General features: G+C 34.0%; 21 protein-coding genes. All 21 read right to left on the bottom strand.

From position 1 onward, the window contains the following. Positions 1-7: 7 nt before the first annotated feature. The 21 genes from ACLR96_RS02780 to ACLR96_RS02680 all read right to left on the bottom strand — a co-directional run bounded on the left by ACLR96_RS02780 (position 8) and on the right by ACLR96_RS02680 (position 23,505). The gene (locus ACLR96_RS02780; RefSeq protein ID WP_177269046.1) at positions 8-643 is read right to left on the bottom strand and encodes a helix-hairpin-helix domain-containing protein; all 636 of its coding nucleotides are present in this window, start codon (positions 641-643) and stop codon (positions 8-10) included. Positions 644-710: 67 nt separating this feature from the next. Beyond that, a complete protein-coding gene (locus ACLR96_RS02775; RefSeq protein WP_177269048.1) occupies positions 711-1,379 on the bottom strand; it encodes a TIGR03936 family radical SAM-associated protein in 669 nt (222 codons plus the stop codon). Beyond that, positions 1,372-3,219 (bottom strand): TIGR03960 family B12-binding radical SAM protein, encoded by a 1,848-nt coding sequence (locus tag ACLR96_RS02770; RefSeq protein WP_412265128.1) that lies wholly within the window; start codon positions 3,217-3,219, stop codon positions 1,372-1,374. The genes ACLR96_RS02775 and ACLR96_RS02770 overlap by 8 nt, the downstream gene beginning before the upstream one ends. A gap of 25 nt (positions 3,220-3,244) precedes the next feature. Then, complete coding sequence (locus ACLR96_RS02765) at positions 3,245-3,784, bottom strand: HD domain-containing protein (protein ID WP_177269052.1); 540 nt, start codon at positions 3,782-3,784, stop codon at positions 3,245-3,247. A 37-nt stretch (positions 3,785-3,821) separates the two neighbouring features. Beyond that, positions 3,822-4,328, bottom strand: coding sequence for a peptidoglycan DD-metalloendopeptidase family protein (locus ACLR96_RS02760; RefSeq protein WP_177269054.1), 507 nt, complete (start codon positions 4,326-4,328; stop codon positions 3,822-3,824). Positions 4,329-4,430: 102 nt separating this feature from the next. Next, positions 4,431-5,729 (bottom strand): GTPase ObgE, encoded by a 1,299-nt coding sequence (obgE, locus tag ACLR96_RS02755; RefSeq protein ID WP_177269056.1) that lies wholly within the window; start codon positions 5,727-5,729, stop codon positions 4,431-4,433. Positions 5,730-5,799: 70 nt separating this feature from the next. After that, positions 5,800-6,060, bottom strand: a complete 261-nt coding sequence (gene rpmA / locus ACLR96_RS02750; protein ID WP_177269058.1) for a 50S ribosomal protein L27 — start codon at positions 6,058-6,060, stop codon at positions 5,800-5,802. Between the two features lie 59 nt (positions 6,061-6,119). Then, a complete protein-coding gene (gene rplU / locus ACLR96_RS02745; protein ID WP_177269059.1) occupies positions 6,120-6,611 on the bottom strand; it encodes a 50S ribosomal protein L21 in 492 nt (163 codons plus the stop codon). A 360-nt stretch (positions 6,612-6,971) separates the two neighbouring features. Continuing rightward, the gene (locus ACLR96_RS02740; protein WP_177269061.1) at positions 6,972-8,459 is read right to left on the bottom strand and encodes an LCP family protein; all 1,488 of its coding nucleotides are present in this window, start codon (positions 8,457-8,459) and stop codon (positions 6,972-6,974) included. A 90-nt stretch (positions 8,460-8,549) separates the two neighbouring features. Further along, positions 8,550-12,281: a LicD family protein gene (locus ACLR96_RS02735; RefSeq protein WP_177269063.1), complete on the bottom strand. Its 3,732-nt coding sequence runs from the start codon at positions 12,279-12,281 to the stop codon at positions 8,550-8,552. Positions 12,282-12,320: 39 nt separating this feature from the next. After that, positions 12,321-13,076, bottom strand: coding sequence for an SDR family oxidoreductase (locus tag ACLR96_RS02730; protein ID WP_177269065.1), 756 nt, complete (start codon positions 13,074-13,076; stop codon positions 12,321-12,323). 4 nt (positions 13,077-13,080) lie between these two features. After that, complete coding sequence (locus ACLR96_RS02725; protein WP_177269067.1) at positions 13,081-13,302, bottom strand: phosphopantetheine-binding protein; 222 nt, start codon at positions 13,300-13,302, stop codon at positions 13,081-13,083. 12 nt (positions 13,303-13,314) lie between these two features. Further along, positions 13,315-13,998, bottom strand: a complete 684-nt coding sequence (locus ACLR96_RS02720) for an MBL fold metallo-hydrolase (RefSeq protein ID WP_177269069.1) — start codon at positions 13,996-13,998, stop codon at positions 13,315-13,317. Further along, positions 13,988-14,785 carry a hypothetical protein gene (locus ACLR96_RS02715; protein WP_177269071.1) on the bottom strand — a complete coding sequence of 266 codons (798 nt, stop codon included), beginning with the start codon at positions 14,783-14,785 and terminating at the stop codon, positions 13,988-13,990. Before ACLR96_RS02715 ends, ACLR96_RS02720 begins: the two co-directional genes overlap by 11 nt. 17 nt (positions 14,786-14,802) lie before the next feature. Next, complete coding sequence (locus ACLR96_RS02710; protein WP_177269073.1) at positions 14,803-15,873, bottom strand: ketoacyl-ACP synthase III; 1,071 nt, start codon at positions 15,871-15,873, stop codon at positions 14,803-14,805. After that, positions 15,870-16,100 carry an acyl carrier protein gene (locus tag ACLR96_RS02705; protein ID WP_177269075.1) on the bottom strand — a complete coding sequence of 77 codons (231 nt, stop codon included), beginning with the start codon at positions 16,098-16,100 and terminating at the stop codon, positions 15,870-15,872. Before ACLR96_RS02705 ends, ACLR96_RS02710 begins: the two co-directional genes overlap by 4 nt. 35 nt (positions 16,101-16,135) lie before the next feature. After that, entirely contained in the window at positions 16,136-17,680 is a 1,545-nt protein-coding gene (locus ACLR96_RS02700) for an AMP-binding protein (RefSeq protein ID WP_177269077.1), read from the bottom strand. A gap of 29 nt (positions 17,681-17,709) precedes the next feature. After that, positions 17,710-19,296 carry a LicD family protein gene (locus tag ACLR96_RS02695; protein ID WP_177269079.1) on the bottom strand — a complete coding sequence of 529 codons (1,587 nt, stop codon included), beginning with the start codon at positions 19,294-19,296 and terminating at the stop codon, positions 17,710-17,712. Then, entirely contained in the window at positions 19,289-20,347 is a 1,059-nt protein-coding gene (locus ACLR96_RS02690; RefSeq protein WP_177269081.1) for a hypothetical protein, read from the bottom strand. Before ACLR96_RS02690 ends, ACLR96_RS02695 begins: the two co-directional genes overlap by 8 nt. Before the next feature lies 1 nt (position 20,348). Continuing rightward, entirely contained in the window at positions 20,349-22,163 is a 1,815-nt protein-coding gene (locus ACLR96_RS02685; protein WP_177269083.1) for an aminotransferase class I/II-fold pyridoxal phosphate-dependent enzyme, read from the bottom strand. Between the two features lie 76 nt (positions 22,164-22,239). Then, on the bottom strand, positions 22,240-23,505 hold the full coding sequence (locus tag ACLR96_RS02680; RefSeq protein WP_177269085.1) for a CDP-glycerol glycerophosphotransferase family protein: 1,266 nt from the start codon (positions 23,503-23,505) through the stop codon (positions 22,240-22,242). Positions 23,506-23,507: the final 2 nt, after the last annotated feature.

Below are 23,507 nucleotides of genomic sequence, written 5' to 3'. Positions count from 1 at the left end.
AACATAATCACACTTTGATCTTATCTTTTATTTTTTCAAAACTCTTATCTCCTATCCCCGATACATCTTTCAGATCATCTATAGAAGCAAATCGGCCGTTTTCTTCTCTGTAATCTATTATCTTTTCCGCAGTAGCCGGCCCGACTCCGTTCAGCTCCTGAAGTTCCTGGGAATCAGCTGTATTAATGTTTATCTTCCCATCCGAATATACAGGTGTTTCTCTGCTCTCGGAAATGCCATTTTCTTCTGTAGATATCAATGCAGGAACAAAAATCTTTTCTCCGTCTTCAACAAAAGCCGCTCGATTTATCTCACTTATATCCGCTTTTTCCGTCAGCCCTCCCGCCGCTTCTATAACATCACCCACTCTGCTCCCCGCTTTAAGCTCAGCAACCATAGGAGTATTCACCTCACCTCCTATATCTACAAAGATACTTTCACCGGCAGAATCATCAGCCTCAGCCGCAGTTACGCTGTCCTTTACCACTATCTGATCCTCCTTATCCGCCTTAGATGCAAAAACAAAAAAGGCAACGACAACTACAGCTGCAACTGCCGCAACCTTTATCAGCATATCTTTGTTATCTTCGATAAACCCAATAAGTTTTCGGTTATTTTTGATATACTCCATCAATTTCCTCATGACAAAAACCTCCTTTCTTTACACAATATTACATTTTATGGAAGTAATTGTCAATATAATATGTTAATTATTGGAAATAAATTTTTTCCCGTGTTATTTCTATCTCACCTCTGTCAATATCAAGACTCAAGTGTTTCTGTAATGTCTTTATCAAAAGCTCCGGACTCAGATTTGAAATGCTGCCAGAGTCTAAAACAGCTTCCACTATAAGTTCGTGGTCTTGATTAATTATCTCAAGCTCTCTTATCATCGGTTTTATATCTATTTCCACAGGCTCTTTTTTCTTTTTCTGACGTTTTAGTGCTGTTATATGATTCTGGCTCATATAAGAATTCTTTATTTCCTCCCCTGAAATGCCTATAGTATCGGAAATAGGTATATATATCTTATATGCAGCTGCAACAGTCTGTGCAGCAAGTGTTTTTTTACTTGCTCTGTTCTTTTTTTCACACTTCAATATATCAATTCCTTTGGGCATCAGCTCGGTCAGCTTGTCCTTAATATCTTCAGGTTCATATTCTTCTTCAGTCTCAAGCTCCATCAATTCATTAAGCCCACTGTAACCTAAGGATAAAGGCTGAGCAAATCCCATTTTAGGATGTGGATTAAACCCTTGTGAATAAGACAATCGTATTCCTGCTCTTTTTATAACTCTATTAAACATCCTCATAATATCCAAATGAGATGTATAACAAATTATCCCTGTCTTCGAAAAGGTAAGGACATATTTAAACATCAGACACCTCCTTGAATTCAGCATCCTTAAAACATTCGGCAACTCGATTAATACCGCAACCGACACATCCCAGTCTACAATCAGGAGTTACCTGAGCATTTTTAGCCTTTTCATTTTCTCTTATCAGAAATTCTTTTGTTATAAAAGAATCTATTATATCCCACGGAAGTATTTCATCATAATTTCTCTCACGATAACTGTAAAATGCCGGGTCTATACCTGTCTCCTCAAAAGCCTTGTCCCAAAGTTCAGGCTTAAAATGTTCTGTCCATCCGTCAAACTTACATCCGAGCCTATGAGCAGCTTCCAACACTGCGCCCACTCTTCTGTCCCCCCTTGCAAATACAGCTTCAAGATTGCTCGTACCGGTTTCATGATAATTAAATGTGACTCCTTTTATGCGAAGTCTTTTAGTAAGAAAATTATGTTTATCTATGAACATATCAGGAGTATCCTGAGCAGCCCACTGAAAAGGAGTATGAGGTTTTGGCACAAAGTTAGAAACACTGATAGTAACTCTGAACCTGCCTCCTTTTTTCCCTTTTATTCTAAAATTTATTTCCATTATTTTCTCAGCAATCTCTCTTATGCCATCAAGATCCTCATATGTTTCGCCCGGAAGCCCTGCCATAAAATACAGCTTTATATGTTCCCATCCTAATTCTATAGCTTTTTCAACAGCACCGAAAATATTATCCTCAGTAATATTTTTGTTTATGACATCTCTGAGACGCTGGCTCCCCGCTTCAGGCGCAAAAGTCAGTCCGGATTTCCTGTACTCTTGTATTTCCTGCAATACTTTAAAAGAAAATGAATCCAGCCTGAGAGACGGAAGAGACAGAGACACATTCTGTCCGGCACACATTTCCATAAGCTCCATGGCCAGCTCCTCAAATCTTGAATAATCACTTGTGGAAAGAGACAAAAGTGACAGCTCGTCGTGGCCTGTATTGGCCAGCTGTTTTTCTGCAAGATTTTTTATAGTATCTTTCTTTCTCTCTCTCACTGGCCTATATATCATACCAGCCTGGCAAAATCTGCATCCTCTTGTACAGCCTCTAAAAGTTTCAACCACAGAGCGATCATGGACAGTCTCTATAAACGGTACTATATTTTCTACAGGAAATTCCGCTTTGTCCAAATCTTGTATAAGTGCTCGTTTTACTCTGTCAGGAGCATCATCATACAATTTCGATACTCTTTTTATAGTCCCATCTTCATTATATTCCGGCTCATAAAAAGCCGGGACATATACGCCATCCAATTTACAGATTTTTTTAAGAAATTCCTCTTTTGAAGAACAGTCTTTTTTCATGATACAGACTTGCTCAAGAAGTTCCTCTCCATCACCTATCAAAAATGCATCTATAAAATATGCCAGCGGCTCAGGGTTATACGCACATGGCCCTCCCGCTATTATTATGGGATACTCTTCGCCCCGTTCAGTACGCCTTGCAGGTATCCCGCTAAGCTCCAAAATATTTAATATATTAGTGTATGAAAGCTCATACTGAAGCGTAAAACCCAACATATCCAAATCTTTTACAGGAGTAAACGTTTCCAGTGTAAAAAGCTTTCTTCCACTTTTCCTCATAAGATTTTCCATATCTTCTGCCGGAGCAAATATTCTTTCACAGTAAATATCTGCGTTCTTATTCAGAATGTTATATAATATCTGCATTCCCATATATGACATCCCTATTTCATAAGTATCGGGAAATGCAAAACCAAACCTTATAGATACACTATCAGGAGCCTTACTTACAGAGTTTACCTCTCCTCCTATATACCTCGCAGGCTTTTCAACACGGTTCAGAAGCTTCTGCAGTTCTTTGTCTATATTCATATAATTATTTCTCCCACGCTTATTCTTCCTCACTATCTGCCATAAGGCGATCAATAGAAACTCCTATTACTTCTTCTATTTCATCCATAAACCGTTTTGTATCTTTTTTCTTTTCCAATATCACAGTTTTGGCTTCAGGATGTCCGTTCTTCGCCGCTTTATTTATGATATACTCTATTCTGGCATCAAGTCCCACATACTTGTCCTCTTTAACCAGACGATCTCCCAGACATACCATATCAGTTTCCGTCACCTCGTTTATATGGGAAAAAGGTGAATAATTCATATGCACCCTTATTATCCGGCTCTCTTGCTCATAACCCAGCTTCACCATTAAATCAGCGCCTACTTCCCAATGCCTGTCCTCTACTCTGGCTATATCATGAAGCAATCCTGCAGCCTGTATTAACCCGATATCAAGATTATAGCCCTTTTCATTTAAAGCTTTTGATATTGTAAGAGCTGTACGAGCTACTGCCCTGCAATGACCTCTTACATGCTCTGGAGTTTTATATTCACTTAAAAGTCGTTCACATTCTTCCCTTGTTGGATGTTTCATCTAAAATGCCCTCCTAACTTTTTAAGTATACCACATATCATTCAAATTCCCTAAACGAATAATAAAATTCCTTATCTTCTGATTTTTCATACACTCCTATGATATCTCCTTTTTTAACACGCCCCGGCACTGTTACATTTATAGATTTAAGATTGCCATATAAACTTTCCCCTGAATCTCCATGAGTTATCTTTATATACTTACCAATTTCTTCATTTTCTCCCACAGCAGTCACTTCCCCTCCGCCAACAGCATATACGGAAGTCTGCTTTCCTGTAAATTCCTCATCTATAGCCTGACCATATGAAGGCTTACCTGCTATTACTCCTACTGATTCATTTACTTTTGAAGTTACCGAAACAGCCATATCTTTACTTTTTTTTGCCATAGTCTTTACATCGCTAGCTGTATAATTTACCTCCATATAATTCAAGACTGCAGCAGCTCCATTCTCCAGTATACCGATGTGCGAGTTTTTAGATATCAGCAGAGCCAATACGATAAGAGCCATAGCAGCAGATTGTTTTAACATTTTGTTTATCATCGACTTACCTCCTCTTATAATCTATATTGCGACAGTATAAAAAAAAGAAGGCGTTTTGATACTTTTACGCCTTCAAAAGAATTTTTTTATTTTCCAATGTTATCAAATATAATCCTCATCAAAATATTCAAATTCAAAATCCTGTATTTTTATAATATCACCGTCTTCAATACCCATTTCCTTCATTTTGTCTATAGCTCCGCTCTTTTCTATATACTTATATAGATACCTCATGGATCCTGCATCGGTAAAATTAGTAGAATTAAATATTTTATTAAGCTGTTTTCCTCTGAGAACATAATCTCTTCCGTTAAATTCAACGGTAACCGTTCTGTAATCAGGATCATTATCCTCAGCCTCAAAATCAAACAACTGATATTCGTTCTCCTCCTGAGGCTCTAAAAGTAATTTCTGTAAACACTCTGCCGCCTCAGCCAAAACCTCTTTAACACCTATATTTATAGGCGCTGACATAGGAAATACTTTATATCCTTTCGATTCTACATATTTTTTAAAATCCAAAAATTTAGGATCATCCTCGCTTATAATATCTATTTTATTAGCCGCTACTATCTGAGGTTTTTTTATAAGCGCAGGGCTGTACTGCTCTAATTCCCTGTTTATTTTATCAAAATCCTCTATAGGGTCTCTTCCCTCACTTCCGGAAACGTCTACAACATGAATAAGCACCTTAGTTCTCTCTATATGTTTCAAGAACTTATGTCCCAAACCTGCACCCTCATGAGCCCCTTCTATAATGCCTGCTATATCAGCCATGACAAAACTGGTATCAAAAATCTTAACAACTCCTAAATTAGGAGCTATAGTAGTAAAATGGTAATTAGCTATCTTAGGCTTAGCACTGGTAGACATGGACAAAAGTGTTGATTTTCCTACATTAGGAAAACCTACAAGCCCCACATCAGCAATAAGCTTCATTTCAAGAATAACGTTTCTTTCCTTTGCAAATCCCCCTGCTTCTGCAAAATTAGGAGCCTGACGTGTTGACGTGGTGTACTTCACATTACCTTTTCCGCCTTTACCTCCTTTTGCAGCAACGAATGACTGGCCGTTTTCAGTAAGATCCTGCATTATAAGGCCTGATTCCTCATCTATTACAACAGTTCCTACAGGAACTTTTATTACTAAATCCTGTCCATTTTTGCCATATCGTTTTTTCTTCATCCCGTTCTGGCCGTTTTCAGCTTCATATTTCCTTTTATATCGAAAATCCATAAGAGTTCTCAGATTTTCGTCAGCCTGAAAAATAACATCTCCGCCCTTTCCGCCGTCTCCGCCATCAGGACCACCTTCCGGCACAAATGGTTCTCTCCTGAAAGAAACTGCACCATCTCCCCCTTTTCCTGATTTAATAAAAATTTTGGCTCGATCTACAAACATGAGTCCTCCTTAAATCAAATATACCAAAAAGTAAAGCCCCTATAAAATAGGGGCTCAAAAAACATTTCGCTTACGCTTCTTTCGGATATACGCTTACTTGCTTTCTCGTCTTGTCGTATCTCTCAAACTTAACAGCTCCGTCAATCTTTGCAAATAAAGTATCATCTCCGCCGATTCCCACATTGTTACCAGGATGGAACTTAGTTCCTCTCTGTCTAACTAAAATGCTTCCGGCACTTACAAACTGACCGTCTCCTGTCTTTACGCCTAAACGTTTCGACTCACTGTCACGACCGTTCTTTGAACTACCTACACCTTTTTTACTTGCCATCGACCAGACACCTCCTCGCTATATCAATTAAAATTACAGTTTCTTTTTACAAACAACAATTACTTTAATGCAGCTTCGATAGTTTCAATCATTACTGCATTTGTAGCTTTTTCATCAATTTCGATGTTATTTTCCTTCGCAAATTCTATAAGTTCTGCTTTTCTCATAGATTTTAAGGATGGCTTTTTAGCAGCCTTTGCTTCTTCCCCGGCAGCTTCTTCTTTAACAGCTACTGTGCCGTCGCCGTCAATGGAAGTGATCTCTACCAAAGTATAAGGCTGTCTGTGTCCCTGCTTCTTTCTGTAGTCTTTCTTTGCTTTGTACTTGAAGATAATTACTTTCTTACCTTTGCCTGTCTCAACAGCTTTTCCTTCAACAACAGAACCTTCAACATAAGGAGCTCCCACTTTAGTATCGGCACCTTCACCTACAACTAAAACCTTGTCAAATACTACCTTTTCTCCATCTGCTACGTTAAGCTTCTCAACAGCAATCTGATCGCCGTTCTGAACTCTGTACTGCTTTCCGCCTGTTTCAATAATCGCATACATTTAAATCTTTACCTCCTCTATCCAGTCTCGCCTAACCAAGGTACCGGCTTGTTTTATCCAAAGATTGTTATCAACTCTGAAGCCGGATTTATGAACCCATTTCGAGCGGCTTACATTTATATATGGTACTACATTCAGGAGGTATTGTAAAGGAAAAACTTAATTAAAATTTAATCTATTACATTACAGCCCGCTTCAATCGCTTTCATACATGTCATTGACGCAACATCGCTTGTGCAATTAAATTGTATCCTCGGTTTTAATTTTGTTTGCCATCAGAAACTAACTAAGCATCCCTAAATACGGCTCCTGTAAACTTCACTTCGCCTTTATTTGAAAGAAGCATATAATTACTCCACTTTATTTCCCTGTCATTTCATTTATTTTCATCTGAGCATCTTTTACCGAAGATTCATCAGGGATAACCACATAGAGCTGTCTGCTTCCCATGCTGTACGTGGAAGCGTTGGTGCCGGTGCCTTTTATTTCCGTAGTTTCTATGCTCCAACCACCTATATCCTCAAGCTGCATTTTAACCAGCGAACCTATGTCACTTTGGCTCATATTCGTCTGAATTTGATCTCCCACAGTATCAAGTATCTTTGTGTACCCTGTCAAAATTGCAGTACTTCCGGTAATTTTGTTAATAATACCTTTTAAAACTCGTTGTTGATTCTTTATTCGTTCCTGATCTCCTTCCTCAAAAGATTTTCTTTCCCTTGCAAAGAACAGGGCCGCTTCTCCGTCAAGGTGATTTATACCTTCACTGTAGCTGTACTTGGATACCGATGATTTAAACGCATATGGCGACTCCACATCAACGCCGCCGATGGCATCAACAATATCCTCAAGAGATGTGAAATTCACTCGTATATAATAATTGATATCAATACCCATCCAGTCCTCTACTGTCTCTACTGTTTCTCCCACACCATATATTCCCGAATGGGTAAGCTTATCCTTTGCTTTGTATGAATGCAAATCAACATACATATCTCTCGGGATAGATGTAAGCAAAATCTTCTTATCAACAGGATCAACAGTCATTATCATATTGACATCGCTTCTGGATACCTTGCTTATACCTCCAAAGGTATCGATGCCGCTTATATATATATTAAACGGCTCTTGAGTAATGCCTACACGCTTGGCTATATCCTTGTTTTCAATTTCCACTGAAACGGTATGAACAATTCTTGTTCTTTTTTCAAAACCTTCTACGTCCTCACATATCATCTCATAATTATTGCCGCTTATAAATATGAGTTCGTCGTGTTCTTTGTTTTTCTCGTCTATCAATACAGATTTAAGCTGCATATATCCGCCGGCTTCTTTATATTTTACATCAGCTTCTTCTTTCAACTTTTCCTGAGCTTTGTCATAAGTCGCTGAAGTGCTGACATTGGTAAATATAGTTTTGCCGTCTATGTCCTTTACATTTTTGTAACTGCCGTCTTTTAACGCCACCACATGAAAATCCTCGTACTGCTTGTCCTCATCACTCATTTTGCTAAAGGCCGAATATGTATTAAATAAATAGAAACAGCCTATACCAAGCAATACAATCATCAGTGCGGAAATAATAACGCCGACCTTTCGTTGTTTTGTCACTTCTTTTCTGCATGCCAGAAGCTTAAAAACAAGTACCGCCAGAGCTATTAAAACAATCAGAATTATGATGTTGTAAAGCGTTGGCAGGATATTTAGGATTGTGAGCATGGACATGAATGTCACTTCAATTAATAAAAATGCTACAAGCAATACAATCAATCCCGGTGTGCCCGGGAGTATTTTTATTTTTGATTTCGTTTTACCGGCTTTTACCGGGTCACTACTGTGTTTTCTCACTTAATTCTCCTCCTAAATTTTCTATACTAAAAATATTACAATTTATTATTAAAAAACCTTTTCGATTATATCATCTGCAAACTTCCTCTACTATTTATCTTTCAAAGATAATTTCCCATATTTTGCAATGCTTACACTACCTTTACGTTCAAACATTCTCTGCAAACGCCTACTAGTTATCATTCCAACATGTTTTTTCCCTTCTCTATTTATAATATCCGCTATAAATTTTTCTAAATGATATGCATATTCGGAATCTCTAAAGTCAGGATGAACAACAAAGCCTCCTACAATCACAAAACTTTCCGTTTCTGCATATGTAGCTACATGTGCAACGACTTCATCCGCATTTTCTATAATAAAACTTCGTCCCATTCCTGTTTGAATTCTTTCTTTAAGTTCCTCTAATAAAACTTCTTTGGTATATGGTGCACTAATCTCTGGTGAAGTAAAAATTAAATCTGTAATTTTTTCACAATCGATTATATCGGCTTCTCTTATTTTTGTTCTATACATACTATTTACATTATAATCATTTTTTAAGTTTATTTGTGGATTTTCCATAATCACGCCATATTCAGAAAAGTATTGCGGTAATTTTTCTTCTATAATCTCTATAATCTCCCTACGTGCAGAAATACAATGTGGACTTTTCTTCCTAATAAGCTCTATCAATCCATTAACATCTTCAAAGGACCGATTAGAATAAACCTGAAAACTTTCATGATATTGCATCACAACCATACGGATTCCTTGCTTATCTTTATCATACCAAACTTTAATATTAGAATTATTTAGACCATAGATAGATAAATCCGCATACAAATATAAACAGTTTTTTTGATCATGTTTCAAATAATTTAGTATTTGCTCTAACTCTTTCTGCATACAAACTGGCTTTAACATTACTGCTCTTTTCCCTCTTTCTCTTTTAATATGTTCAATTGGGATATGTGAAAGCACATTAGTAATAGCACTGCCACACCCCTGTTTCTCCATTATTTCCCATGTAACTCTAAATATGTCCTTATCAAAATACAATGCCAACTTTTTATTTGAAAAAATTTTAATATTGTCAATATATTCTTTCAAAATTTTTTCTAACTCTTCATATTGATATGCATTATATAACGCCATTATTTTTTTCTTTTGAGGCATATACTTCCTAATCATTTCCGTACGTATAAATCCACGTTGAACATGCTCCCATCCGCGTATAATATACGGAGAATAAATCTTGATTTTTTTACTCAAACTTCTTATCTTAAATTCAAGTTTTATTCTTTCTTTTATATCTTTTTTCGATATTCCTTTAGAAAGAATTTGTCCATTACACTCTGGGATTAAAATAATTTGTTCAGAGTTCAAAAGAAAATAAGAAAATCCCGTTGGCTTTTTATTTAAACTTTTAACATATTCTATATAATTTTTAGGAACGGGGAAAGGTCTATTTTTTATATAGGTTATTTCTTTTTCGTCGAAATCCAACACTGGTAACTTTAACCACTTTGAATTAAAGGTTCTAACTTCGCCTTTTATTTTATTTCTATCCTGCTCTGGTTGATATACCCATTTCCAACATTTCTCTTTAACTCTTGACTTTCCAAATATATGCGTTACTATCACGCCTATTGTCCCAGAAATAAAATGCTTTAGTCCCCTTTTTAAAAAAATACTTGGTCTTGAAGCATTCTTTATTGAAGTAAGTGCTAATGCTTTTATCTTTTTCTCGAAACGATTTTGACAATGAGGCTTAATAAAAACAATTTCCACACTAATATTATTATTATTATAAAGCCCTAATTCATCACAATTAAGCAAAATACTTGAAGTATCGCAATAACGTAATGAAAATTCTGCATAATCTTCATTTGTTTCAAAACATTCTAAAACTCTGTTACTTTTTTTCATATCTAATACAGCCTCAATAAAACGCTTCCTGCTTTTTGCCTGCATTATTATACGATTTGAAAAACGCTTTTCTACAAATTCACCTTTATTAATTGACTCCCACGCTAAAATAGGCTCCAAAAAATACGATATCTCCCTCTCTTTACATATCAAATCAACTTCACTCAGAAGTTGAAGCAATTTATTATGAGCAACGGAATTTCTTTCAACCATTTTGCTGTAATTAAATTCTTCTTGTATGTTTTCACAAACATCCAGCCTCATTTTTTTTAAGGAATCTTTTATCTCTAAATTTAATGCACCATTGCATGAAGTCTTTAAGATTTCTTTATACAGCTTTCTGGCTTCTGAAACATAATCAAGCTTCAACTTTGCATCAGCAACTATACGAAGCAATTCCACAGAATTAGGATGGATTTTCAATACATCCTCAGCTTGTTTAATTATATTAAAAACATTTTCCTTATTTTTAGCTCTTTTCAACTTAATAAATAAATCACCATACAGAAAGTCGACATGATATGGATATTTAGGCAGCCATTTATTGGATATTCTTTCTATTTCTCCCCAATCTTTATTATCATATCTAGCAACAGACCATTCCCGATTCGCATCAATAAGCTCTTGCAGTCTTTTTATTTGTAATGGTCTATCTCCATCAACACCAAAATGTAAATCTAAAATTTTTTGTGCTACATAATATTTTCCCGAAACAGTTAATGACATGCAAACAATATATAAATGTTCATATGAAATCGGAATAGTATGTTGACTCATCTGTTCTACAGTTGGAGTATTTGAAATAAAATCTATTTTTTTATATTCCTTTAACTGTTGATTTACATATTCTGAAAAAATACTATTAATAGTTACATAATTATTATTATCCAAAAGATGTGATAAATTGTAATCCAAAAACTCTAATTTGGATTCTAATTCAATATAATATGCGTAACACTTAATTTTAGAATCTATTAAATCCTGTTTTTTCCTAAGTAGTGTCCTCTTGATAACTAATGGTTTTTGTTTCACATAACAATCATCATATTTTGATGAATCTACCCAATTGGCGGCATCTCTCTCGGCCTCTCCATCCGAAACATTAACACTGCTATAAGCAGATATTTTACCCATATGGATTCGTCTTTGCTCCGGGTCAGGCAATATCATCCAATCATCACCATAAACTTTTCTTACAAACCCTCTTGCATTTGTTGGGGCATATAATTTATGACCTTCCACTTCAACCACTTCCGGTTGACCTAAATATTCCGCAGAACAAGACCAATTAAAACCTTTATGTGGCCCTTGCGGAATATAACTTCCACCATTTTCATCAGTGTATTTATTCTTCATTTTTTCAATAAAGTTAATTACTGTCTTATTACCAAAAATCTTTGCAAGAAATTTTGCACCTTGATAAAGCCTAATATTACCTTCATCATTTACAAAAGTTCTTCTTCCAATAAATTCACCTAAAAGAATCATCCATTTTCTATATTTTTGTTGCTTATATATGCTATTAGAAACTTTGTCAAAAATAGCAATGTCAATACCAATTCCTTCTTGCCCTGTATTAAAAGCCTTCCATCTAAATGTATACGTAGTTGTGGTATCAACATAACGTGCAAATAAATATGTATGCTCCGGGTTATTTTCTCTACATACTAACGCACGATTCTTTACTTTTTCTTTTTGGCAAGCTGCATAAAACTTCCTCCAATTTTCAGGAGTCATAATAATATCAACATCATCATCCCAAGGTATAAATCCACGATGTCTAATAGCACCTATTACATTACCTGCATGCAAATAATATATAATATCATTCTTTTTACAAATATTATCCACTTCCAGCATAAGTTCCATTAACTTTTTTTGTAAACACAAATGCTTTTCTTTTAAATCCACTATTTTTTCCTTCCTATTTTTTGTAGATAAGCATTATCTCTAAATGTATCCACCATCCGCTCGAAGAATTTGCCCTGTAATGCTACAGGATGCATCACTAAGTATAAACGCACAAACTTTCGAAATATCTTCAGGCTGCTGCCATCCCATCACAGTTTTAGAAGCAATACTATCCATGAGTTCCTTATTATTGTGCTCTCGAATGGTCTCTACAACCATTTCTGTCATTACCGCTCCAGGAGAAACACAATTAACACGAATTTTACGCTTCCAGAATTCTTGCGCCATTACTTTTACTGAGGCTTCCATTGCTGCTTTTGAGGCAATGTATCCCATCTCATACATTCGTGGATGCACTGTTGCACTTGAAGATATTCCTATAATACTTGCATTATCATTACTATATTTACGCTTCACAAAACATCTTGCCAAATCAATAAAGGCATGAAAATTTAAATTCATTACATTTTTCAACCTATTTCTTGTTAATGATTTAACGTTCATAATACATGGGATGCCTGCACAATGAACAAATCCATCTAGCTTCACTCCATCAGTTATCATTTGTAAAAACAACTCATCAAACGCTTCATCTTTATAAAGATCGTGTACTAAAACTATATGATTTGATGAATGCATTTTACTAATGGTACTATCCAGTTGCTCTCTGTTTCTACCCAATAAAACTACCCTTGCTCCTAACTCAGAACAATATATCGCAGTTGCTCGCCCTATCCCGGAAGAAGCTCCTGTTATAAGTATTTTTTTACCCTCCAATGACATTGGATTTATCATCTTTCTATTCCTCCATCATTGCCATGAGGTCAGCAACTGTTTTCTGTTCCTTTACTACAGACCCTTTAATAATTTTATCAAACTCATCATCCATCATCGCAATAAATGAAATTAATGCAATACTATCCCATTCATCTAAATCACCTAATTTAGTCTCAGGAGTTAACCCTTCTACTTCAACTTCTAAAACTTCCGCTATAAGTTCCATTTTTTTATTCTCTGTCATTTTAAATCACCTTCAATTTTTATTTATAAAAACATCTCTACTATATGCAGTTAATATATTAAAATCCTTTAAATACCCACTTTCACCATGTCCAGGATATATGTATAAATCTTTACTCAAGCTTTGTAAATACGGCAACGTTATACTTTCATATTCTATTTTACTTCCACCTGGCAGTCTTGTAATTACATCAACATCCTTTAATAAAGAATCCCCTGTAAAAAGATATTTATCATCTATCTGTACGCATATACTTCCGGATGAATGTCCGGGAGTCTCAGTTAGAACTATTTTATGAGCTTCCCAGATAAGCTCTGTTTGCAACTCAAACATCACATCTCCATGGCTTACAATCGGTATGATTTTTTCTGCCTCCACTAGCTTGTCCTCTTCCTTGTCTATAAAAAGAGCTTTAAAATACTTTGAACCGTTTTTTATTGGCGATTTCATATTTTGATTACATTTTTCCGAACAGTATACCTTACAATAAAATTCACTACGAAGATTTTCTATTCCCGATATATGATCATAATGCTCATGTGTAGGGATGATAATAATGTCTTTTACATCATTTCCTTTTAAATACTCTATACTTTCACTACATATACACGGATCGATAACAATAGCTCTGTTTTTCTCCAGTATAATGTACATATTGGAATCAATAAGCTTATAAATAAATTTTTTAATTTTCATCTTTTATATACACGTAATTTTTTATACCATCGGGAACTATGCCATATCTTTTAGCAAAAGCTAACACTCTATCATTGTCTTCTCGCATCCAAGTGTAAACAAAATTTACTCCATCAATAACCGCATCTTCAAGAACAGAAAAATACAATGAATGCATCAATATGCTTCGTCCCTGATTTATTGCGTGTTCCATATACAGTTTTTTCCCTTTCTGGTCATATGTTAATATTGCAATTACCTTGGTATCTTCAATTGAAATCCGCACTTTATTGTTTTTTATATCTTCTTTCAATTCCTCTTCATTTTGTAAATGACTCGTCAATGGAGTGAAAGTTCCATATAAAAGTTCATATATCTGCTCCATTTCTTTTAATGTTGCATTTTGTACATATGCCCTATAATCAACATTTTTGAATTTATCGGGTATATTTTTATCAAAAGTCTCCTTTAGATTAGTATTACATGCGCGTAAATATGTAGTAAAATTACTATATCCAGATTTTTCCAAAGCTTCCTTTGTGATAGAATCAAGTGATTTGCCTATTATTTCCACACCGGTATTTGTCGGCATTTTAGATAATAGCTTTTGTAAAGAAGATGCTTTGTTACATGCAAAGTAAGCTCTGTAAACATCTTTATCATTAATCAAAAACGCAATCCCGTTTTCATCTTCGTAAAAATCAACAATGCTATCCGGTACCTTAAACACATTCGACATATAAAAATCAGCTTTGTTTTTTCTAATTTCGGTAATCTTATCTAATATGTATCTTTTTTTATCCTGCATACGCTGCTCCTTAAATGCTACAAATTAGATTCTATCAATTCACAGTAATCTAACAATCCCAGCTCCATAATAATTGCACCCCATGATAATCCTGAACCAAAAGCTGATAAACATACTTGATATTTATGTTCTTTTAACTGTTCCGCTATATTATCACAAATAACCATCGGGATAGATACCCCACTTGGATTACCGTATTTTACTACCAAATCATCCGGTAATTTTTCTTTAGGAACATCAATCTTCTCCCGTAATTTCTGTAGCATAAATTTATTGGGTTGATGGAATAAAAAATAATCAACATCCTCCTTTTGAACCATAGAATAATTTAAAATTTCTTCTATACACGGCGGAACCTCTTTTTGAACAAAAGAAAAAACATCACTTCCATTCATATGTATATGATCCAAAGCTCTAAGATTCCCGTCTCCTACATCTTTCAATTCTGCTGTATCAGCATTATTAGGCATTCTAAAACCACCTGCAGGTATTTGCAGGGCATTTCTACGTTTACCATCCATATACATCGAATAATAAATATTTGAAAAGTCTTTGCTGTTTTCCACGATTGTTACTGCCGCACCATCCCCTGACAAAGGGAAATCGTTTCTGTCTTTATGCGAAACTTTTTTACTCAATACATCTACATTACAAAGAACTACTTTCTTGCCTTGTATTTTATCAAGTAGCATAAACGACTGCATTAAACCTATTAAAAATCCACAACAGCCCTGTGCAATATCAAGACAAATCACATCTTCACCAAAATCCAATTCACCTTGTACAATATTGCTTATCTGCGGCACAAAATAATCCGGAGACAGCGTTACAACAATTATTGCACCTATTTCTTCTCGTTTTATAACACCCTTTTCAAGCAAATGCCTTATTCCATATATACAGAAATCCGATGCAAAGCTATCTTTTTTTGCAAGTCTGTGAGATTCAAAACCCATTATCTTTTTTAATCTCATAGTCTGCTTAACAGGAAAGGTATAATTACTCACTTCATCATCGAAATATGAAATAGTTTCAGGTAAAATGCCTACAATGGAAGATATTTTTTTTCCTTTAAATACAGTTTTCATATTTTGGCTCCATTTCTTTTAACTAATCCATATATAGCATCGTAGCTCATAAAATTTTCAGGAACTATATCGAGACCATCTATAGAAATCTTAAAACTTTCCTCAATCATTGTAATTAATGACACAACATCAAAAGAATCCAAATAGCCGTCTCCTATAAAATCCTTGCTCTCATCAAAGTTAAACTCTGGTCTAAGCTCATTGAGCATTTTCTTAATCTGTTCCATATTCTATCCTCCTCATAATCTGCATTTTAAATATTTTAATTATTTACTTCTTCACTAAGTCTTTGGCGGTCTATTTTCCCATTTGTATTACGGGGCAAAAGTTCCTTCTGTATATAAATAACGGGTATCATGTATTTAGGGAACAATGCAATAAGTTTTCTTCTGAATTCACCTGGTTCTATTTTTTCAGGTGATTCATAAAACATTGTAATTTCTTTCTTCTTTTTGTTATATACAACACAACAATACTCAACTAACTTTAATTTATTTATTACTGCATGTTCAATTTCTCCTAATTCTATACGATATCCCATGTGCTTTATTAAACTATCTTTTCTTCCTTTAAAAACAATTTCCCCCAACTCATTTATATAAACCATATCTCCTGTACGATATATAATCTCCGGATAATTTGTATTTAATGGATTCTGTACGAATACCTGCGATGTTTTATCCAGGTTTTTATAATATCCCATCGCCAGTGAGGTACCTCTTACACACAACTCGCCTTCTTCACCCTGCCTACACAGCTTATCGTCTTCATTTAATATCAGAATATCGGTATTCTTGCAAGGATATCCTATGGGAAGCGGTTCACTATCATCAAAATTACGCTTTACAATATAATACGTACAATCCAACGTAATCTCTATAGGACCGTAGAGATTTGCAAATTCTGTATTTGGTAAGTTCCTTCTCCAATAATTAAACTGCTTTGTCGGGAAAACCTCTCCTGCAAACCATACTAACCTTAAGTCCGTTAACTGAATCTTTGTCAGTAAATCCATATTCGCAATATTCACCATTATCGATGGCACCCAGAAAATAAAATTCACTTTTTCCATTTTCATCTGTTGCAATAACTTTGCCGGAAACATGGCCATATTGCTGTTCAGAACAACTATTTCTGCTCCTTTTGCTGCCATAAGCCATAATTCATAAACAAAAATATCAAAAACACTTGGCGATAAGCTTCCCATTATAGTTTTCTCATCAAGTTTGAAAGTTTCAGTAGACCAATCCAGAAAATCAAAGAAGCTTTTATGATTTAAAATGACGCCCTTAGGCACCCCCGTTGACCCTGAAGTATTTATAATGCATGAAGGATCTGTATCAATCTGCATCTCAAGTCGGTTATATATATTTCTTTCTTCTTCAGGATATACATCTCGTTCCTGTATAGACTCCAGAAGCAATATATTAATATTGCAATTTAAATCACGCAATATTTCTTCTATCTGTTTGCTATTATTTTTATCAACTATTATTGCTTTTGGCTCTATATGCTCCAAAATAGCTTTTATTCTATCCTCAGGTGTTTTAATATCTAAATTCATAAAAAAACAACTGCTGTAAGAAATTCCTATATCTGCAACAACAGTTTCTTTTGATTTGTCTAAATACACTGCAATAGGAACATTACGCATTTCTCTAACGATGTCAACTATTCCAGCTGCAACTTTTTTTGCCTGTTCTCTCAATTCAGCAAATGTATAACGTTCATTCCCATCAACAACCGCACTTTTTTCAGGATATAAATCTGCTGTTTTATCTAAGTAATCAACAATACTGGTATACATAGTTCTTCTAACGCTCTCCTTTAACTTCATTATTTATTAATTAACTGTTCTATCTTTGACAATTCAAGAAGCAACATACCATTATTGGTATTCTCCCTGGCTCTTTCATATAACTGTCTTGCTTTCTCTATTTCACCATATCCATAATAGGCATCTGCTGTATATTTCATAATTTCCCCATCATCAGGATTTTTGTTCAGAGCTTTTTGTGCATATTTTAAAATCTCTTCATATTGTGACATTATCTGGGCATTAACGATATCTATTTCTAATTTTGCTTTTATCAAAATCAAATTATCTTCATACTGAGGAAAATATCTATTAGCTATCTCCTCAGCAGACCTGTACTCTTTCAAATTAATCAGATTTAACATACGAATAAACTCATCTGCAACAACAAGCTTTTTCTCAAGCTCCCGAGAAAGTCCACCTTCTGCTTTTTTCTTAACCTCCAAAAGAGCTTTTAGATTGTCTACCTTACCAATCTTTAACAGTGCCTCAGCCAGTAAAATCATTAAATCATCTTCTAAAGCTATATAATATTCATTAAAAATAAATTCGCAACTAAATTGTAATTTGATGTATTCATCAAATATTTCCAAACACAAGTTTAGATTGTTGTAAATATCATCATAACCATATATGTTTATCTGCTTTTTTATCTTACAAATAATATATGACATATATGGTCGATGCTTATCGAAGTAAGTATTTATCTTCAACCAGTATTTATCTATTGCCATATCATTGTATTTAAAGAAAATCTCATTAAACTCCTGTTTTGATATATTTCTAAAAAACTCTCTTTCGAAATTGCCACATTCTATCTCTGTAAGTTTTAAAGTTGTATGTTCTGTTTTCTTATCAGGTATATACTTCCATTCTTGTCCATAAAAAGAATACATCTCCATTTCAGCTTTCTTAGGAATCGGAAACTTTTTCTCCTCAAATATCGCAGTTCTGCCTCTGCCATACCATTCTGTCGGTGTTATTCCAAGCCACACAGTTCCAAATCTCATACAATAATAATCTGCATTACTTTCAACGTTTTCAAATAGCTCCTCTTCAAGCTCTTTTAATACTGTTCCTTTTCCTTTTTCTTTACATTTTTTCTGGTATTCCCTATATAAATCTATATCTATATCTTTCCAGTTACTGTGTCTTGCTGCAATAATATAATACGGTTCCAACAATTCACAATATACATAGTGTTTCTTACGCCACATATACCAAAGCTCCTTATCCTTTGGCATATTATCCAAAATAATGATATCTAAAAACACTCCATGTGGTGTTCCGTCACCTAAATGATTTCTTCTTATAAGAGATGCATCCAACCTCATATATCTTGGTATAGGAGAACAATATTCTTTATATCGCTCTTTACTAACCAAAGCTCTTCCTTCTTGAATCTCCCCATCAATAACTTTTTCCAGTTTCTTATATTCACTGTAAGTAATATTAATATCTATATCATCGTCCCACGGAATAAACCCCTCATGTCTTAATGCCCCAAGGAGTGTTCCTCCGCTTAGATAGTACACAATATCGTTTCTTCTGCATATACTATCAAACTCACAGAGTAACTCAAATAAATTTTTCTGGAGGCTATTCATTATTTTGACCTCCCAATGTTTTTATATAGTCACCTTTATAGCTGTATATTGCAATTTCATTATTTTCATTTTCGGAAAAATTCCCACGATTCTTTTCAAGATTTTTTCCATAAATTCTTTGAATCAACGAATTTACCCTCTCGCTTATATATATATATCCGTATTTTTTAGATGCGAAGATATATGGCTGTATAATATTATTTAATTCATCTAATTTATTTTCGTCATACAGCTGTTCTATTTTTTCAAAATTTTCATCAAGCTCAAGACAAAAATAATATCTGTAATATAATCGGAAAATACTATTGACCAGTTCTTTTTTCTTCTCCCTATATTTCTTCATTCTTTTTTTTAATTTTTCCTCGTCTTGAGAAATACGCCCCAACAATGCAGAATACCGTTCAAGCTTTAACTCTTTATATGAAAGAGCAGTATCACAGAAATAATATTCACTGTTTTCTCTAAACTCAGTGATTTCAAGATTTGCTAAACTATCATTTTTAATCCAATATTCTTTACATTTGTCATCCTTTGCATATTTTTCAATCAACTTATATGCTGTCTCTTTAATCGCTTTTGCTTTACCCCTGGTCTCAATTTGCTTCAAAAACTTTTTTCTTAAAAGCGGTTCCAGCTTTTTTCCTCTTGTATTTTTGCCTCTTATTATATTCTCATATGTATTCTCAAAAGTTTTATAATATATAATTTTTATGTTTTTAGGTCTTAAAAGCTGTATAGTAACACAGATACCTAAATGTTTTTCATAAATAAGTCTATCTGGAGTATAGAGTACAGTTGTAGTATCTATATATCTTACAAATAGCCCTGGGAAATTTTCACTATTTCCCATCCACTCAAGAATCCTATTTTCTCGTTCAGACTTATTGAAATATTGAATGAATTTTTTCAAATTCATTGCTGTCATAAATATATTTGCACTATTGTTAATTTTCAAATCCACTTCTTCCGGCAGCAAATACTCTATTTCATTCTTTGTACATATATCGTCTATTTCGTTTTTTAATTTTTTGATTACTTCTTCAATTTTCATATTATTGAATTTCTTGTTTTAATGATTCTATAATCTTATTATTATCATCAGTATTTCTTATTGCTATTCTTACAAATTCCCTACCGCTTTTTTCTAATTTTGAAGTTAAATCCTTTATGAATAACCCATATTTAAATAACAATACTTCTGTAATTTTTTTTGCGGAATATTCACCTAAAAACTCTACCATTACATAATTAGCTTGTGATGGTATAATTCTAATATCAGGTATTTTAGCTAATTCTTTTTCAAATCGTTTACGTTCTTTCTTAAACTTTATAAGTCCCAAAGAATAATCTTTCTTATATTTTTCTTCAATTTGCATATAAAACTCAGCAAATGAATTTATGTTCCAAATAGCAACCTGTTTTTTTATTTCATCTATATATTGACTGTTGCCGGATGCCAGTATTCCCAATCTAAGTCCAGGCACGCCATATGACTTGGAAATACTTTTCATAATAAATAAATGGGGATTATTCAAAAGTATTTCTGTTTTTATTAATGAACTATCTTCTTCGTCTGTAAAATCAACAAAGGATTCATCTAAAATAAATTTAACACCCTTATTCTTAGCCCATCCTATCAATCTCACAACATCCATTTTAGGGATATAATTTCCCGATGGATTATCGGGATTTATTAAAATTAAATTGTCAATTTTTGCAGAGTCAAAGTAACTTATAATATCATCTGCACTATATGAAAAGTCATCAGTGGAAGGTTCAAAAACAACCGTATCGTTTTCATTGTATCTATTGGGGTATTCCTCAAACGTAGGCTTTATTATTCCGGTTACACCTTCTAATTTTTCCATTAAAGCTTTTATAAGTTCAGCTGCTCCATTGCCTACTACTATATTTTTCTGTGGTACATCAAAATTTTTAGAGGCTAACAACGAATTAACACGCATTCCTGATGGATATTGTGTTAATAGTTTTTCAAAGTTTACTTTCAACTCATCCATCATCTTTTGTGGTGGAAAATATGGATTTACCAGATATGAAAAATCAATAAGCTTAGGATATCGCCAATACCCACCATATCTGCTTTGCAAAAGACCTACTTTCTCCTCTGCATCCGGCATAAAAATAGAGGATGCAATATCTAAATCTTGAATATCATCAATCTCATACCATGCTTCACCATCTAACCGTTTTGCCTTAATTACAGGCTCATCTAACATAGTAATGACCCTGAGAACTTGTTCGTAATACTCATTATTTCCTAAAGCTTTGGAATAGGCATCAAGAAACGGTACATAATAGTTTCTTGAAAATTCTCTTCCAAATTTATATATATTAACAGTTTTATAATATTCATTTCTATCTTCAAACTTGTGCTTTGTACCTGGTACAAAGGCCTCAATAGTATCATCCTCTGCTAACTTTACACATGTGCCATCCATCCAGCTTTCATATTTATCAACTAAAGCTAATGATTCTCGCGGGTCTTGTAACAGCTTTTCCAATACTGAGTCTTCAAATATAAGATCTGACTCAAATAATAGAGTATCTTCTTCACACAAATATTTCTTCGCCAATGCTAATGAATATATGTTGTTGGTTTTATTATATATTTCATTTTTAACATATATAATGGGAATAGATATATTTAACGTGTCTATGTAGTCAATAAGTTTTTTACGTTCATACCCAACCACGATAACTATACGCGAAACATTACATTTTTCAATTTGATGCAACATTCGATCAATTAGTGTAACTCCATTAACTTCTACCATACACTTAGTATTATTCTGAGTTAAATTCTTTAATCGTTTCCCCATTCCAGCGGCTAAAATTATTGCTTGCATAGCATTCTCCTCTTCCTTCATAACTTTAACGTCTTACACGCCAATTCATTTATCATTAAAGCTGTGTTCTCTTAGCTTACAAAAACACTTTCTCCACAACTCTCTTTGTTGCCTGTCCGTCATCCAGATAGTTATATTCCTTATTAAAATTATCATATCTGGAATGAAGGATACTCCCTCCACTTTTAATTTCATCTAAGAGCTGCTCTTCATTTGTACATATATTCCCTGGTAGTTCATCCAGTGACAAATAAAATCCTCTTATTTGTTCAGCATATTCTTCCAGATCATACATAAAGAAAATTATCGGTTTTCTGAGTACTGCATAATCAAAGAACACACTTGAATAATCTGTAACAAGCATGTCCGATACTATATACAAATCATTTATATCTTCGTAATATGAAGCATCGTAAACAAATCCAGAATATTTTTCAAAATCGAAATTATTAGCTACAAAATAATGCGCCCTAAACAACACGACATATGATTCAGATAATTCTCTTTGCATTACGCCAAAATCAAGCTCATTTGTATATACATATCCCTTACTGCTGTCATGCTGATTATCTCTCCATGTGGGAGCATATAAAATAACTTTTTTATCTTCCGCTATTCCGAGCTTTTCTTTTATTTTTCTTATGTCTTCCTGCCTGTAATTTGACAAAACATCATTACGTGGAAACCCTTCTTCAATAATCACATTTTGTTTTCCCCAAGCTTCAAGATTAAAAGCGGATATAAATTTCTCTGTACAGAACCTTGATGACGATGTCATATATGAATATCTTTCTGCATCCGCTTTATATTTTTTTCTTATATCCTTGTTTGAGTTAAGTGCATTTTTTCCTTCTACATTTATATCATATCCCAGTTTTTTAAGAGGAGTACCGTGCCAACACTGCAAATATACCTGACTTGCTTTTCTATATATTGCCTCGGGAATACGCGAATTACTTACCCAATATTTGCTTGTTCCATAAGCTCTGTAATAAGATCTTGAACCATACTTTACTATTTGTGTGCGGCTATTATACAAAACATCAAATTCTTTATGCTTATCTATATTTTTAAATGCCCATACAAATTCAAAATCTTTAAATTTTTCATTTTGCAGCATGTGCTCATACACCGCTCTTGGATTATCAGAATACCTCCTCCCCATAAACGATTCAAATATAATTTTCTTATCATTTACATGAGCAAAGTGATATAACAAATATCTGCATCGATTTTTTATGTATCTGAGACTTCTAAAAAACGTACGTACAACACTGTTTTTTTTAGATAAATTTATCAGCCATTTTTTTATTTTTTTTCTGATTATCCTATATACTCCCATTT

Source organism: Lentihominibacter sp. (genome assembly GCF_046951855.1).
Taxonomy (GTDB): Bacteria; Bacillota; Clostridia; order Peptostreptococcales; family Anaerovoracaceae; genus Lentihominibacter; species Lentihominibacter hominis.
Note: the sequence above shows the minus strand (reverse complement) of the source record. Positions and strands in the feature narration are given on the sequence as shown.